We start from the raw sequence: 15,570 nt of genomic DNA, 5'->3' as shown, positions 1-15,570 counted from the left end.
AAAATTTTTATTTTCCGCCATTGGCTTTTAAATCGGCAATACATTGCGCATCTAGTTGGGGTGCAGAGCTCATATTTACCATATTTGAGATGTTTGCGCCAGATTCTGCAGCCCAATACATTAAGCAGCTTTCATCGTTACAGTGTTTAGGGTGTTCTTCATCTTCATGTTCATTTTGCATAGAGCTTCCTAAATTGGTGAGCCCTAATATATGACCAAATTCATGGTTAATTACTGTTGTTTCTAATAAACTTTGGTCTGGTTCAAAAGGGCTATTGGTTAGGTTTTTAATAGTTTCTTCGTAGATAACAAAGGAGGTGTTCCAGTAAGCAGAGCCTAAGGTTACACTGCTTCCATTGTCATTTTCAGATTTACCATCAATAAATAATGCCCAAACAGCAATTTTATTATTAAGATTGTAAATTGTACGTTCTTCTCGTTCTATATCTGCAATGTCTTCGATGGAAAAAGTGTCTTGTCCAGGTGATGGGATGGCGCGTTTTTCAACAGTTATTCCGTTAGGTTTAAATGTTCTACTTTCTAAAAATGATACAAAATTATCGACAGCTGCTTGTGTGGGTTCAAATCCTTCAACATAAACGAGTTCTATGACCATGCTGGTAAAAGTGTTGTCTGAAAGTAAATCGTTAGCAGAACTACCAGTGGTTTGTCTATTAAGTATTTTGTTTATAGCAGTACTTTGTTCTTCTTCTTCCTGAATAAGGGTTCCATCTTCATTACATCCATAAATGAATGCTACTAGTGTAAGCGAGATTAAAATTTGTTTTATGTGTTTCATTTTAGTACTTTTTTTTAATAATCAATTGCCTGAGAAAGGCAACTGATTTATCATAACATACGTGACTAATACTATTGTGGTTTTAAATTTGACTTAAAACTAAAGCTATTGCTGTATTTGTTGTGCTTTGTAGAGCTATTGAACTATCTGAATAACTGGTAACTTCCCATTTATGATTTAATAATTGGAACATTGCATTTTCAGAAAATGTTAAAGATAGGAATACGTCAAGCTCGGATGCTATGGTATATGTGCCTTGAACATCTTCGCTTAAGGGGTTTACACTATTTTCAGCAGTACAAGTTAAATCGTTTGCAAAATCTATGGTATAGTTGGCATATAGGTTTGCTGTATCTGTTCCAGAAGTTGTAAATGATTCTATTTTAAAAAGTCCTTCAACTAAAATGCCTTCTAATGTTTTGGCGTCTTCCTTAGCATCGTTAATATTCGCTTCAACACCTAAACACTCATTTATTTGTGTGCTTAAATCGGTATCGTTTGTAATTTCGACATTGGTGTCATTATTTAATGTTGCCGTAATTGGGTAGTTAATAGAAAATAGGTCATCATTACTTAAGTTATTTATATAGGTATATAACTGCTGTTCGTTATCAATTATTACACGTCCAGTTTGCTCAAGATTTAAGCTGTAAGTTAAAATGGTGATTGGGAAATTAATATCCAAACAACTAATAGGATCTTCATTATTTTGTTCAGCAAGGGTGCAAGCATCAATTAAGGCATCGTACTCCGTTTGGTTTGCTATTTGAACTTCAGTATAATTACTTAACATTACTGAAATTGGGAATTGAAATTCAATTGAATCTTCATCATTAATTATGGATCCTAGAATATCTAAAACTAAGTTGTATTGAGACTCGTTTAGAATAGTAATTTCTGTATTATTAATTGTAGCGGTAACAGGAAGTAATATAGATGAACACGAGATTCCATCTAGAAAGTCGTCAAAACTACCGTCGTACATGGATGTACGTTCTAAATTACTAGCGGTAGGAGAACTTGCGTTATTGGTGTTTGTTCGGTCTCCATTTTCTATATCAATTTCGTCTTGACAAGACGTAAAACTAAAAATTGATGTTAATAATATTAGGGTTAATAATTTTATGTTTTTCATGAGTTTAAGTTTATGAGGGTTAAAGTTTTTCTTTTTCACAGGATTTTTTTCCCTTGTATAAATAAGACAACTCTATTTTAATTTACCCTACCATAAATTAATATTTTTTTATTTTCAAAACTACCTTGATATTTTAAACATAATTGTAGTTTAAAAAGTAACTATCATGATGCAAGTATACAGTTTGTTTTTTAAAATAAAAACAGCTGCCAAAAATTTGGCAGCTGTTTAACCTTAACATATGATCAAATGCTAATTTAGTTTATATTTGGGATAGAACTAAAGTTACTGCAGCATTTGTGGTGCTCTGTAATGAAATAGAGCTTTGAGAGAAACTGGTAACTTTCCATGAATTATTTAATAACTCGAAAGTTGCATTACCAGAAAAGGTTAAGTTAATATATACTTCTGTCTGAGAGGTTACCTCATAGGTTCCTTGTACACTTTCAATAGTAGTGTTTGTGGTATGTTCTGCAGTACATGATAAGTCGTTTGCAAAATCAATAGTATAATCTGCATAGTCATTAGCTTTTTCAATACTTGCATCAATAAATGATTGTACTTTAAATGCGCCTTCTACTAAAATAGTTTCCATAGTTTCTGCATTTTCTTCAGCTTCTTCTTGCTCATCGTCTGTAGCCACACATTCGGTAATTTGAGTTTGTAGGTCTAAATCGCTTGTAATGGTAACAACAGTTTCGTTATTTAATGTTGCCGTTATTGGGTAGTTAACAGCGAAATATTCATCGTTTCCAAAGTCGTTCATATATGTATATAATGCTTCTTCAGATTCTAATACAACACTTCCTGTTTGATCCAAATTTAAACTATAAGTAAAAATGGTAATTGGGAAATTAATATCCAAACAACTTATAGCTTCTTCGGCTGCGTTTTGTGCTTGGCTACAAGTTGAAAGTAATAAGTTGTATTCAATTTGATTTGATATTTGAACCTCAGTATAATTACTTAATTTTACTGATAATGGGAAATGTAAAGTAACACTATCATCATCATTGTTGTATTCAGATAGAATATCGATAACGGTTGAGTAATCGGATTCATTAATAATGTTTACTTCTGTTCCGTTTACAGTTGCAGTAACTGGTAGTAATATAGATGAACATGAAGCATCATCTAAAAAGTCATCATAACTACCATCATGCATAGACGATCGTTCTAAGTTTTTTGCAGTTTGAGAGTTCGCCGTATTTGTGTTTTCTTCCTCTCCATTAATTTTATCGTCCTCATCTGTGCACGATGTAAATCCTATAAAGGATAGTAATAAGATTGCTGTAATAAATTTTAAATTGTTCATAATTGTAAATTTTAGGTTATAAATTTTTCTTTTTAATAGCGCCTTTTGCGCTTTCTATTAGTAAGACAACTCAAAATTAGTTTACCCTACTTTTTTTTAATATTTTTTTTGTGTGGTTTGTTTTTTGCTTTCACACAACCTTTAGACAACTCAAAATAAATTTACCCTACTTTAATAATTAATTCTTAATTTGCTTTTTTTTAAAAGACCTACTTGAAAATGAGCGAAAACAATTCTCAACTTTGCGAAGAAACTTACTTTAATACATTTTATTTAGAGCAAATTCAGCATGCTAGTAATTTTGCTTATTATAAATGTGGCGATAAGGATAATGCTTTGGATTTGGTTCAGGATGCGTTTTCTAAAATTTGGGAGAATTGTTCTAAAATTGATTTTGCGAAAGCAAAAACATATTTATTTACAACAGTAAATAATTTGTTTTTAAATAAGGTTAAACACAAAAAGGTGGTTATGGAATATGCCAAAGCAGCTCCATATATAGATAAGACAAATGAGAGTCCTGAATATTTATTAGAAGAAGAAGAGTTTAAAAAGAAACTTCAGCATACCTTATCGTTATTATCAGATGCTCAAAGGGAGGTTTTTTTATTAAATAGAATAGACGGTAAAAAGTACAGAGAAATAGCCGAAATGCTTGGTGTATCTCAAAAAGCCGTTGAAAAAAGAATGTCGGCGGCCTTAAAAGTTTTAAGAGCGCACATTGAAAATATATAAATAAAGTAGGGTAAATTTAAATATAAGTGTCTTATTTACAGAAGCACAAAAAAGATGAATAAAGAAAACGACATATTAAAATGGTTTGAAGGCGAGATTTCTTTGGAAGACATTAAAAAAAGCTATCCTAATGAAGATTTTTCGAGCTTAGAAAAACTTGGTTTTTATTCAAAACAATTAGAAGCCCCAAAAGTAGATGCCCAAAAAGCCCTAGCCGAATTTAAATCAAGAAAGCTAAGAAAGCAAGAGCCGAAAGTTATTCCTTTAAACTTTCAAACATTCTTAAAAATAGCAGCTGTTTTAGTCGTTATGCTAACATCTTCATATTTCTTGTTTTTTAATAATACAAAATCTTTTGAAACGCAAATAGCCCAAACAGAAACATTTAATTTGCCTGATAATTCTGAAGTTATTTTAAATGCACAGTCAAAACTATCATTCAATAAAAAAGAATGGAAAGAGAATAGAACTCTTGAGTTGGATGGCGAAGCATTTTTTAAAGTAACTAAGGGCGAAAAATTTACGGTGCATACCGACGCTGGTTCCATTCAAGTATTAGGTACTCAGTTTAATGTAAAAGAACGTGAAAATTATTTTGAAGTTAAGTGTTATGAGGGCTCTGTAAGTGTATCAAGTAATCAAGGAAAAGTAGTTTTAAAGCCCGGTAAAACCTTTAGGGTTGTTAATGGGGAAATTATACCTCTTAAGGATTTTAATGCTAAAAACCCTTCGTGGTTGGCAAAAGAATCTAGTTTTGATAATGTACCACTTTGGCAAGTTATTAATGAGTTGGAAGCTCAGTACGATATACTTATTAATGCCGAAAATGTTAATACATCAGAGTTGTTTTCTGGTAGTTTTACACATACGGATAAAAATATTGCCTTACAATCTGTAACTATTCCTTTAAAATTAAGTTATAAGATAAACGGTAAAAAAGTGGAGTTCTATAACTATGAATCAAATTAAATCTTTATTTGCTTTACTTTTAATATTGTTTTGTTTTTCTGCGCAGGCTCAAGAAAAAATAAAACTAACAAATCTTATTTCAAACCTAGAAATCAAATTCGATGTCAAGTTTTCTTATTCGGTTAATGAAATTAGTTCTATTTTGGTTGACAAACCTCTAGAAACGCATACCCTTGAAAACACCATTGAAAACCTCAATAAAACAACAATCCTAAATTTTAAATTTTTAACACAACGTTATATAACTATTTCGACTATTGAGAAAAAGGTGTCGGTTTGCGGAATTTTAATTTCTGAATCGAATAAAGAACCACTTTTTGGTGCTTCAGTTTTAATAAGTAACTCATCTAAAGGTGTTATTGCAAATGATGACGGTACCTTTCTACTTGAAGATGTTGGAGTTAATGAACAAGTCATTGTATCTTTTTTAGGCTATAAAACCCAAGTAATAGAAGTAAAAGAGTTACTGTATTTAAATCAAGACTGCAAAACAATAGTCATGATTGAAAAAAGTGAAGCTTTAAATCAAATTTTAATAGAAAAGTATTTAACCACAGGATTACAAAAGTATAGTGATGGAAGTACGGTTTTAAATACCGAAAAGTTTGGAGTTCTTCCAGGGCTCACAGAACCTGATATTTTGCAGTCTATTCAAGCTTTGCCAGGAGTTGAAAGCGCTAATGAAAGTATTGCTAATATTAATGTTCGTGGCGGAACAAACGACCAGAATTTAATACTTTGGGATGGTATTAAAATGTATCATTCTGGGCATTTTTTCGGACTCATTTCTGCTTACAATCCCTATTTAACAGACAAGGTTATTGTTACAAAAAACGGAACATCAAGTGAATTTAGTGATGGTGTTTCAAGCACCATTAATATGTCTACAAAAAATAAGGTAGGTGACGAAGTGTCCGGCGGATTTGGAGCGAATTTAATTCATGCCGATGCTTTTCTTGAAATTCCAATTAGTAAAAAATTAGCTCTACATGTTTCGGGTAGACGATCGTTTACAGATGTATTTAATACACCAACTTATAATAATTATTTTGAGCGAAGTTTTCAAGATAGCGAACTTACCATGAATAGTGATAATATAAGCGAGAGTAATAGATCCTCAAATTTTTTGTTTTATGATTATTCGGCAAAACTACTTTTCGATGTTAATGAAAACCATAAATTTAGGGCCAATGTAATAGGCATTTTTAATAACTTAGATTATATAGAAAGTTTCACTAATAATGCAAATGAGTCAGAATCTAAAACCAGTAATTTAAAACAAGAAAATTTAGGTTTTGGGGCAAGTTGGAACGGGAAGTGGTCTTCACGGTTTTCTACAGATTTCACAGCTTTTTATTCCAAATATAATGTTGATGCGATTGACTATAGATTAGAGACAGACCAAAAATTAACACAAGCTAACGAGGTATTAGAAACAGGAATTAAATTAAAAACTAATTTTAAAATTAACGATGATTTTAATTTATTAAACGGTTATCAATTTAGTGAAATTGGCGTTTTAAATAGCACGGAAGTTAGCGCACCATCTTATGATAAGATAAAAAAAGATGTATTGTTAAATCATGCGTTTTTTAGCGAATTGGAATTTAAAAATAACAACACTTATTTTAGACTAGGTGTGCGAGGTAATTATTTTCAAAAATTCAATAAACTTCTTATTGAGCCTCGTTTAAATGTTAGGCAAAAATTTTCCAATTATTTTGCCTTTAAATTACAAGGGGAATTTAAAAATCAATCGGTAACTCAAATTATCGATTTTCAAGACGACTTTTTAGGAGTAGAAAATAGACGATGGATTTTAGCCAACCAACAAACTGTTCCTATTTCTGAAAGTAAGCAGGTTTCTTTTGGGTTTGAATTCAATAAAAATAATTTGGTGTTCGATGTTGAAAGCTTTTATAAAATAGTTGACGGGATTACGGTTTCTAATCAGGGTTTTTATAATAATTTTCAATATTTAAATGCTACAGGAAGTTATAATGCTAAAGGTGTTGAATTTCTTGTAAATAAAACAACTAAGAAATATAGTTCGTGGTTAAGTTATACGTATAGTTTAAATGATTATGAGTTTAATAGGCTTACGCCGTCTGTATTTCCTAATAATGTAGATGTTAGGCATTCCGTTTCTTTAGCTTTTAATTATGATATTATTAAAAATTTTAAAGTATCCATTGGTGGTATTTGGAGGTCTGGATTACCCTATACAAAACCAATTGAAGGCAATGAAACAACACAAAATGGTAACACCATTTTTGTTAATTACGATGCGCCTAATAGTGAGAATTTAGATGACTTTACCCGGTTGGATGCCTCAGTCAATTATTCCTTTAAGGTCTTAGAATCTGTGAAATCTTCTTTAAGAATAGGCGTTATTAATATATTAAATAGAAAAAACATCATAAATACATATTACGAAGTTGATCCAAACGATTCAGAATCTACTATTAAAATAGAAAATAAATCACTAGGGTTTACACCAAATATTAGTTTTAGATGTGATTTTTAATATTAAATAGTCGTTAAAAAGCTAATTAATTCGATAAAATGTTTATTAGTGTCATTTTTTTTCTATTTTTGTAAAACCAAATTAATACTAAAACATGAAAAAATTCCCCTTATTTATGTTACTATGCTTAGTAACAATGACTTCAAAAGCACAAGATATTGATGCTTTACTAGCTGCTGGTGTTGATAATGCTGAACGATTTGCGCAAGATTATCTTGAACCTGGAACTAACGGTTTAATGCATAGTATGAATGGCAATTGGTTTAATTCAGCTGTAGCAAAACCTTTAGGTGGTTTTGAAATTTCTATAATTGCAAATGCAGCACAATCCAATGATTCCCACCAATCATTTTTAATGAATATAGCAGATTACAACAGTAATCCAGATCAAGATTTTACTGTTGAATTTGAAGATTTAGCAAATTCAAAGCTTGTGGCGACAGCATTGGGCGAAAATGAATCAGACATTAATATTATTGTTACTTACGATGATCCTATTTTAGGAGAGCAACAAGAAACTATAACCTTACCTAGTGGTATAGGTGAGTCAACTGCTAACTTGTTACCAACAGCCTATTTGCAAGGTGCATTAGGTCTAGGTAGTGGCATTGAATTAAAAGGGCGATTTGTACCAAAAATTAATACAGAAGATGTTGATTTAAGTATGTATGGTGCTGGTTTACAAGTAGAATTTACACAAATAATACCAGCGGCTAAAGTATTGCCAGTAGCGATTTCAGGCTTGGTGGCTTATACTCATTTAGATGGTTCTTACGATTTAACCGAGTCTTCCAATATTGATGGAGAAAACCAACGTTTAGAAAATAATACCAATACTTGGTTGTTCCAATTAATCGCTTCCACAAAAATGCCTATAATTAATTTTTATGGTGGTTTAGGAATGATAAAAGGAACATCAGAATCAGATATGCTTGGTAGTTATGAGGTACAGAGTGGGCCATTTTTTTCAGAAACTGTTGTAGATCCCTTTTCAATATCAAGCGAGGTTGCTGCAGTGCGAGGAACTATAGGAACAAAATTGAAGTTAGGTTTTTTCAGACTTAATGCAGAATATCATGTTTCAGAATTCGATTCGTTTTCAGTAGGTGTTAATTTTGGTTTCCGTTAAGTCGTTAAATCAAAAGAAAGTTAATTTTTAGTTAGTTATATTTAATTTTTGTTTAAAAAAAGCACAAGATAAAATCTTGTGCTTTTTTCGTTTACAGTGTTTTAATTTGTAATTTAGCGGGAGTTAATTTTCAGGTCAAATAAATTTAATTTTTTATAAGCTTTTGCTTGCTTTTATTTTGAAAATTAATAAGGTTTATGACGATAGTCATATTATTGATGTTTTTATATTTCGAACTTTGAACAACGATTAAAACAAATAAAACACTAATTAAAATTAATATTATGAAAGTTACCGTAGTTGGAGCAGGAGCAGTAGGAGCAAGTTGTGCTGAATATATTGCTATTAAAGATTTTGCATCAGAAGTTGTATTGTTAGACATTAAAGAAGGTTATGCTGAAGGTAAAGCCATGGATTTAATGCAATGTGCTTCTTTAAATGGTTTTGATACAAAAATAACAGGTGTAACAAACGATTACAGCAAAACTGCAAATAGTGATATTTGTGTTATTACTTCTGGAATTCCTCGTAAGCCAGGAATGACTCGTGAAGAATTAATTGGTATTAACGCTGGTATTGTTAAAGCGGTATCAACTAGCTTACTTGAGTATTCTCCAAACATGGTTCTTATTGTGGTAAGTAATCCAATGGATACTATGACGTATTTAGCGCATAAATCTTTAGATATGCCTAAAAACAGAATTATTGGTATGGGTGGCGCTTTAGATTCTGCTCGTTTTAAATACAGATTAGCCGAAGCTATGGAAGCACCAATTAGCGATATCGATGGTATGGTTATAGGTGGTCATAGTGATAAAGGAATGGTGCCGTTAACAAGTCATGCTACAAGAAACAGTATTAGGGTTTCTGAGTATTTAAGCGAAGAACGTTTAGAGCAAGTTGCTGCAGATACTAAAGTTGGTGGAGCAACATTAACAGGTTTATTAGGAACTTCTGCTTGGTATGCGCCAGGAGCTGCTGTAAGTGGTTTAGTTCAGGCTATTGCTTGCGACCAAAAGAAAATGTTCCCTTGTTCTACATTTTTAGAAGGTGAATATGGATTAAACGATATTTGTATTGGTGTTCCTGTAATTTTAGGGAAAAACGGTATAGAAAGTATTGTTGATATTCCTTTATCTGATGCTGAAAAAGCACATATGCAAGCTAGTGCAGAAGGTGTTAAAAAGACTAATGGTTTATTAGAGTTATAAGAATAGCTTTTTAAATTTTATACAAAAAAGGAGATTGTCTAAAAAAGACAATCTCCTTTTTTTTGTGTTTAATTTTATTACCCTAAGGAAATATATTTTCTTTATATTTGGCGCATGATTGCAAGATGGTGCATTAGTATATTAATTTTTAGTCTTACCTTATTTGGTGCTGTTTCCCAGCAACAAATGGTTGTGGCTAATCAAGAAATTGTACTTCAATTTCAGGATACCGATTTAACATCTTATCAAACCGAAAATACGGTAGCCGCTTTAACGCTTCAATTACAAGATTTAGGCGCACAAAAAATACAAGTTCTTTCTAAAGCTAACGGTACATTAAAAATCACCTATTACAGTGATGCCGATATTACTAGCATTAAGCAAACTCTAGTTAAAGAAAGCCAATTATCAGTTAAGCTTACAACTCAAAATCAAGATTCATCTCAATTCCCTTTTAACGATTCAGATGTTAGTTATAATCTTGATGTTTACGAAATACATAAAGGACAGGATTCTGGTTGGGATTTCGATGGTGCTATTAGCTTAGAAGTTAAAGTTAAAACCGATCGTTTTTTAGATCCTAATTTATTAACTTCTGGACATTTAGCCTTTTTAAACGAAGAAAATCTTTTACGGGTTGCTTATAAAATTCGTAGAGAGGTTACCATTCAATTAAGCAATCCACTACATACCATTCCGGAAGTTAGAGCAGGCCCCCCAATGCTAATACGTTAAAAACTTGTTTCTTATAAAGGTTCTTTGATGTCTTTAAAAAAGGAATATAGTCAATTTAACAAGTGCTACTCAGTTCAGAATTCAAGTTGAAATTAAGGTTAAGACTAATGAATTCGCTAAAATCATATTCAAAAAAAATAAAATTGTCAAATCATAGCGTAAATTCTATATTTGCTCGCCCTGAAATATTCAGGCTTAAAAATTTGACGTAAAAAGTATAACAATGCAAAACAAAGGATTAGTAAAACTATTTGCTATTTTGTTTGGTTTGGTAAGTCTTTACCAATTATCATTCACATTCACAGCAAATTCAGTTGAAAAAGAAGCACAAGAAGCTGCGATTACCAAAATATCTGAGTCAGAACCAGATTTTCGCGCTCTTCGTAGTCAAGAGGAAGCTAACTATCTTCAAGAAAAAGGAACAGATACCGTTTATAATATAGGTATTGCAAAATTCACTTATAATGAAGTGAAGCAAAAAGCCATGAATCTTGGTTTAGATTTAAAAGGTGGTATTAACGTTATTCTTCAGGTATCAGTAAAAGATATCTTAAAAGGATTGGCAAACAATACTACAGATCCTGTTTTCAATAAAGCTTTAGAAGATGCTTCAGAGCTTCAAAAAAATAGTCAAAATACATATTTAGAAGATTTCTTTACTGCTTTTGATGCTATTAAAGGCGATACTAAATTAGCATCTCCAGATATATTTTATACTAGAGAGTTAGATGGTGAGATTGATGGAAGTATGTCGGATGCCGATGTAAAAAACATTATCGAAACTAAAATAGATGAGTCTATTGTTTCAGCTTTCGAAGTATTACGTAAACGTATTGATGAGTTTGGTGTAACATCTCCAAACATTCAACGTTTAGGAAACTCTGGTCGTATTTTAGTAGAGTTACCAGGTGTTAAAGATGTAGAGCGTGCTACAGGATTATTACAAAGTACTGCACAATTAGAGTTTTGGGATGCTTATAAAGGTGAGCAATTTTACCAATTTATAGACCAAGCTAATGTGGTTTTAAAGGATCTTGTTGAAACGGATAATGTTGCTGAGGTTGAGCCACAAGATGAAGAAAATGCACAAAACGATCAAATTGATGATTTATTAGGAGATGCAGAAACTGATTCTACAGCAGTAGATAATAACAATCCACTAGGTAAATTAATTAGAGGTCTTGGTTACCAAGGCGGACCAATCATTGCTAAGTTCGAAATTAAAGATAAAGAAACAGTATTAGATTACTTAAGCAAGCCACAAGTAAGAGCATTACTTCCTGCTGAACAACGTTATACCAAGTTTGTTTTTGGTAAACCAGAAAAAGGTAGTGAGCTTGTAGATCTATACGCATTAAAAGGAAACAGAGAAAATGTACCACAATTAAGTGGGGCGGTTGTTACCGATGCGAGAAACCAATTTGGTGCTACAGGAAAATCTGAAGTTTCTATGCAAATGAATGCTAAAGGTGCTAAAATCTGGGAAGAAATGACTGGAAAGGCATACGCACAAGGTAGCCAAATTGCTATTGTTTTAGATGATGTTGTGTATTCGGCACCGGGAGTAACTACAGGGCCAATTGCTGGAGGTAGTTCTTCTATTTCAGGAGATTTCTCGTTAAACGAAGCTATCGATTTAGCAAACGTACTACGTGCCGGTAAATTACCAGCATCTGCAGATATTATTCAAAGTGAGGTTGTAGGACCATCATTAGGTAAAGAAGCTATCGAGAGTGGTACTATGTCCTTCTTAATTGCATTAGCTTTAGTATTGTTATGGATGATATTCTATTACGGAAAAGCAGGAGCATTTGCAGATATCGCTATGTTATTAAACCTTTTATTAATATTCGGTATTTTATCGGGGTTAGGCGCGGTATTAACCTTACCTGGTATTGCCGGTATTGTATTAACCATTGGTATGTCGGTGGATGCTAACGTACTTATCTTCGAGCGTATTCGTGAGGAATTAGGTAAAGGCAAAGGACAAGCAGAAGCTATTAGCGATGGGTTTAGTAATGCATTATCTTCAATTTTAGATGCTAACATTACAACTGGTTTAACAGCATTAATCTTATTTGTTTTTGGAACGGGGCCAATTAAAGGTTTCGCAACAACCCTATTAATTGGTATTGCAACGTCTTTATTTACGGCAATTTTTATCACTAGATTATTAATCGACTGGTATTCTAACCGCGGAGGGAAATTAGAATTCTCAACAGGACTTACTAAAAACCTTTTCAGAAACATCAATATCGAGTTTTTATCAAAACGCAAAGTGGCATTCATCATTTCTGGTGCATTAATTATTGTAAGTTTAGCGTCGTTAGCTATTAACGGGTTAAACCAAGGTGTCGATTTTGTTGGAGGTAGAACCTATCAAGTACGTTTTGCACAAGATATTAGTGCTTCAGAAGTTACAGATCTTTTATCTCAACCAGATGTATTTGGTAGTGCAGATGCAAAAACTTTTGGAGATGCTAACCAGTTAAAAATAACAACTAAGTACAAAGTAAACGAATCTGGTTCTCAAGTCGATGAGGAAATTAGAAAAGCACTTTACACAGCTTTAGTGCCACATTTAGAAGGTACAAGCTACGAGCAATTTATCGATTTAAACGATGAGAACAAGCAAGTAGGTTTATTAGAATCTTACAAAGTAACACCAACCATTGCCGATGATATTAAACAAGCATCATTCTGGGCAATTTTAGGGTCGTTAATTGTAGTGTTCCTATATATCTTATTCCGTTTCAAGAAATGGCAATATTCATTAGGAGCTGTTGCAGCAGTATTCCACGATGTCATACTTGTATTAGGGGTATTCTCTTTAACATACAAGTTTATGCCGTTTAATATGGAAATAAACCAAGCGTTTATAGCAGCCATTCTAACTGTAATTGGATACTCATTAAATGATACCGTGGTTGTTTTCGATAGAATTCGTGAATTCTTTAACGAGCACACCAACTGGAAATTCGATAAAGTAGTAAATGCCTCATTAAGCAGTACATTAAGTAGAACATTAAATACCTCGTTGACAACATTAGTAGTGTTGTTAGCCATCTTCATTTTTGGAGGCGATTCGATAAGAGGATTTATGTATGCCTTAATAGTAGGTGTGGTAGTAGGTACCTATTCATCATTATTTATTGCAACGCCAATAATGTATGATTCTGTAAATAAACTAAATGACAAGAATAACGACTAACTCAAATTTTTCTTGTAAAGAGAAGGGCCTATTAACTTAATGTTGATAGGCTTTTTTTATGGAATAATAATTATTTGGGCGTTACCCGAAAAGGGTCGGGCTTTTCAATACAAGTCCTCGCATCTCCTTCGTCGGGCTGTGGGCTTTTCTTTGCAATCCCTAACGCGCTTATATGCTAAGTTGAAGGCTATGGTAGTTAAACTGAAATACTAGTAATGGTAACGTTTAAAAATAAGAGTGGAATGTTTTTTAAGTTTCGTTTTAATGAACTTTATCGGTTGCTAAGCGCAGTTAGTTAATTTTTGAGACAAAGTTAGTAGTGCTTCAATAAAAACTAAAGGTTTAGAGTAATTAATCCATAAGGAAAATAAAAGAGGCTATATTTAATATTTAATAATATCTCCAACAGCAATACCCCAAAAATCAACCAAACCGGCATTTATTTCTAATACATATTTAGCAGGCGCATTTGATGGTAGTGAAGATTCATCGAATGGTTTTGCGTTTTTTTGAAAACTAACAATGGTTTTGTTAGCATCAATATAAATAAGGTCTAATGGGATTTTAGTGTTTTTCATATAAAAGAAACGCTCGTCTTCATCCTTAAAAACAAAAAGCATCCCTTGATTGTTTTCCATGGAGTCTCTGTACATTAATCCTGTTTGAATATCAAAATCGGTATCTGCAATTTCAATATCTAAGGTTATTGCCTTAGAATCGGATGCTTTAATAATATTTAATTCGCCTTCTTTTGTAAAGTGAACCTCGGTTTGTTTAATTACTTTTTTGTCTTCATTACAAGACGAAATCCCCATAAGGATAACGGATATAAATAATAAAGAAAAGCGTTTTAAAAACATGTTATTTTACTACTGTTTTGGGTTTGTAAACAAACATAAAATACAATCCTATTAATACAAAAGGTATACTTAACCATTGGCCTGTATTTAAACCAAACCAATTAATATATTCTTCACCTTGAGGCTCTTTTGTAAATTCTATAAAGAAACGAATGGTCCAAAGTAAAACTAAAAACAAACCAAATAAAAATCCTGGTTGGTCTTTTTTGGTGGTTTTAGTATAGAAGTACAATAAAATTAAAAATACAAAAATGTAGCAAAACGACTCATATAGTTGAGATGGGTGCCTATAAGGAACAGCATCTAATAAATTCTGAAACTGAGCATTATCTGTTACCGCGTTATAGGCTTTCTGCACATCATTAATTCCTGTGCGTTGTACAATCTCCCTTTTGTAATATTGATCTTGTATAAAACGCACTCCAAAATTAGAATCGGTTACCTTTCCAATAATTTCAGAATTAATAAAGTTTCCAATTCTAATAAAAACAGCACCAGAAGCTACGGTAATTACAATCCGATCTAAAATCCAAAGTAAAGATTTATAAGTATATTTTTTTCTGTATAAATACATACCAACAATAATACCAATAGCGGCGCCATGGCTAGCTAGCCCTTGAAACCCTGTAAACTCGAAACCACCTTTAAATTTAAAAGGAAGAAATATGCTGAAAAAATCTTCAGAAATTAATTCCGATTGATAAAATAAAACATGCCCAAGTCGCGCCCCAAGCATAGTTGCTAAAACGGTATATATAAAAAGAGGGTCTAGATAATCTAAAGATACCTTCTCTTTAGTGAAAATACGTTTCATAATATACCAACCTATAACAAATGCAATAACCCACATAAGGCTATAAAAGTGGAGTTTGAAATTTCCAATAATATCAATCCCAGTTATTGGGTTCCAATCAAATTTTAATACGTGCATAGGTTTTGTTTTA

12 protein-coding genes are annotated in these 15,570 nt (G+C 32.2%); 7 read left to right on the top strand and 5 right to left on the bottom strand.

Going from position 1 to position 15,570, the window contains the following annotated elements:
* Nucleotides 1-7: 7 nt before the first annotated feature.
* From ABJM36_RS09690 to ABJM36_RS09680, 3 genes are all read right to left on the bottom strand, one after another.
* On the bottom strand, nucleotides 8-799 hold the full coding sequence (locus ABJM36_RS09690) for a membrane metalloprotease (protein WP_348451262.1): 792 nt from the start codon (nucleotides 797-799) through the stop codon (nucleotides 8-10).
* A gap of 82 nt (nucleotides 800-881) precedes the next feature.
* The gene (locus ABJM36_RS09685) at nucleotides 882-1,934 is read right to left on the bottom strand and encodes a hypothetical protein (RefSeq protein WP_348451261.1); all 1,053 of its coding nucleotides are present in this window, start codon (nucleotides 1,932-1,934) and stop codon (nucleotides 882-884) included.
* 262 nt (nucleotides 1,935-2,196) lie between these two features.
* Nucleotides 2,197-3,249, bottom strand: a complete 1,053-nt coding sequence (locus ABJM36_RS09680) for a hypothetical protein (protein WP_348451260.1) — start codon at nucleotides 3,247-3,249, stop codon at nucleotides 2,197-2,199.
* Between the two features lie 219 nt (nucleotides 3,250-3,468).
* Here ABJM36_RS09680 and ABJM36_RS09675 point away from each other — a divergent pair, with 219 nt between their 5' ends.
* From ABJM36_RS09675 to secDF, 7 genes are all read left to right on the top strand, one after another.
* On the top strand, nucleotides 3,469-3,984 hold the full coding sequence (locus tag ABJM36_RS09675; RefSeq protein WP_348451259.1) for an RNA polymerase sigma factor: 516 nt from the start codon (nucleotides 3,469-3,471) through the stop codon (nucleotides 3,982-3,984).
* A gap of 54 nt (nucleotides 3,985-4,038) precedes the next feature.
* Nucleotides 4,039-4,953 carry a FecR family protein gene (locus ABJM36_RS09670; RefSeq protein ID WP_348451258.1) on the top strand — a complete coding sequence of 305 codons (915 nt, stop codon included), beginning with the start codon at nucleotides 4,039-4,041 and terminating at the stop codon, nucleotides 4,951-4,953.
* Entirely contained in the window at nucleotides 4,940-7,480 is a 2,541-nt protein-coding gene (locus tag ABJM36_RS09665) for a carboxypeptidase-like regulatory domain-containing protein (protein ID WP_348451257.1), read from the top strand. The genes ABJM36_RS09670 and ABJM36_RS09665 overlap by 14 nt, the downstream gene beginning before the upstream one ends.
* A gap of 94 nt (nucleotides 7,481-7,574) precedes the next feature.
* Nucleotides 7,575-8,609 carry a DUF6588 family protein gene (locus ABJM36_RS09660; RefSeq protein ID WP_348451256.1) on the top strand — a complete coding sequence of 345 codons (1,035 nt, stop codon included), beginning with the start codon at nucleotides 7,575-7,577 and terminating at the stop codon, nucleotides 8,607-8,609.
* Between the two features lie 284 nt (nucleotides 8,610-8,893).
* On the top strand, nucleotides 8,894-9,820 hold the full coding sequence (locus tag ABJM36_RS09655; protein WP_348451255.1) for a malate dehydrogenase: 927 nt from the start codon (nucleotides 8,894-8,896) through the stop codon (nucleotides 9,818-9,820).
* A 114-nt stretch (nucleotides 9,821-9,934) separates the two neighbouring features.
* Entirely contained in the window at nucleotides 9,935-10,555 is a 621-nt protein-coding gene (locus ABJM36_RS09650) for a hypothetical protein (protein WP_348451254.1), read from the top strand.
* A 223-nt stretch (nucleotides 10,556-10,778) separates the two neighbouring features.
* A complete protein-coding gene (gene secDF, locus ABJM36_RS09645) occupies nucleotides 10,779-13,766 on the top strand; it encodes a protein translocase subunit SecDF (protein WP_348451253.1) in 2,988 nt (995 codons plus the stop codon).
* 383 nt (nucleotides 13,767-14,149) lie between these two features.
* Here the strand turns inward: secDF and ABJM36_RS09640 are convergent, their stop codons facing one another.
* On the bottom strand, nucleotides 14,150-14,626 hold the full coding sequence (locus ABJM36_RS09640; RefSeq protein WP_348451252.1) for a DUF192 domain-containing protein: 477 nt from the start codon (nucleotides 14,624-14,626) through the stop codon (nucleotides 14,150-14,152).
* Between the two features lies 1 nt (nucleotide 14,627).
* Nucleotides 14,628-15,557: a prolipoprotein diacylglyceryl transferase gene (gene lgt / locus ABJM36_RS09635; protein WP_348451251.1), complete on the bottom strand. Its 930-nt coding sequence runs from the start codon at nucleotides 15,555-15,557 to the stop codon at nucleotides 14,628-14,630.
* Between the last annotated feature and the right edge of the window lie 13 nt (nucleotides 15,558-15,570).

This window comes from Algibacter sp., from assembly GCF_039977455.1.
GTDB lineage: Bacteria > Bacteroidota > Bacteroidia > Flavobacteriales > Flavobacteriaceae > Algibacter_B.
Note: the sequence above shows the minus strand (reverse complement) of the source record. Positions and strands in the feature narration are given on the sequence as shown.

Coding starts and splice junctions, on each gene's coding strand:
- ABJM36_RS09685 (WP_348451261.1), bottom strand. CDS start 1,934: ATGAAAAACATAAAATTATTAACCCTAATATTATTAACATCAATTTTT.
- lgt (WP_348451251.1), bottom strand. CDS start 15,557: ATGCACGTATTAAAATTTGATTGGAACCCAATAACTGGGATTGATATT.
- ABJM36_RS09660 (WP_348451256.1), top strand. CDS start 7,575: ATGAAAAAATTCCCCTTATTTATGTTACTATGCTTAGTAACAATGACT.
- ABJM36_RS09690 (WP_348451262.1), bottom strand. CDS start 799: ATGAAACACATAAAACAAATTTTAATCTCGCTTACACTAGTAGCATTC.
- ABJM36_RS09655 (WP_348451255.1), top strand. CDS start 8,894: ATGAAAGTTACCGTAGTTGGAGCAGGAGCAGTAGGAGCAAGTTGTGCT.
- ABJM36_RS09640 (WP_348451252.1), bottom strand. CDS start 14,626: ATGTTTTTAAAACGCTTTTCTTTATTATTTATATCCGTTATCCTTATG.
- ABJM36_RS09680 (WP_348451260.1), bottom strand. CDS start 3,249: ATGAACAATTTAAAATTTATTACAGCAATCTTATTACTATCCTTTATA.
- ABJM36_RS09675 (WP_348451259.1), top strand. CDS start 3,469: ATGAGCGAAAACAATTCTCAACTTTGCGAAGAAACTTACTTTAATACA.
- secDF (WP_348451253.1), top strand. CDS start 10,779: ATGCAAAACAAAGGATTAGTAAAACTATTTGCTATTTTGTTTGGTTTG.
- ABJM36_RS09665 (WP_348451257.1), top strand. CDS start 4,940: ATGAATCAAATTAAATCTTTATTTGCTTTACTTTTAATATTGTTTTGT.
- ABJM36_RS09670 (WP_348451258.1), top strand. CDS start 4,039: ATGAATAAAGAAAACGACATATTAAAATGGTTTGAAGGCGAGATTTCT.
- ABJM36_RS09650 (WP_348451254.1), top strand. CDS start 9,935: ATGATTGCAAGATGGTGCATTAGTATATTAATTTTTAGTCTTACCTTA.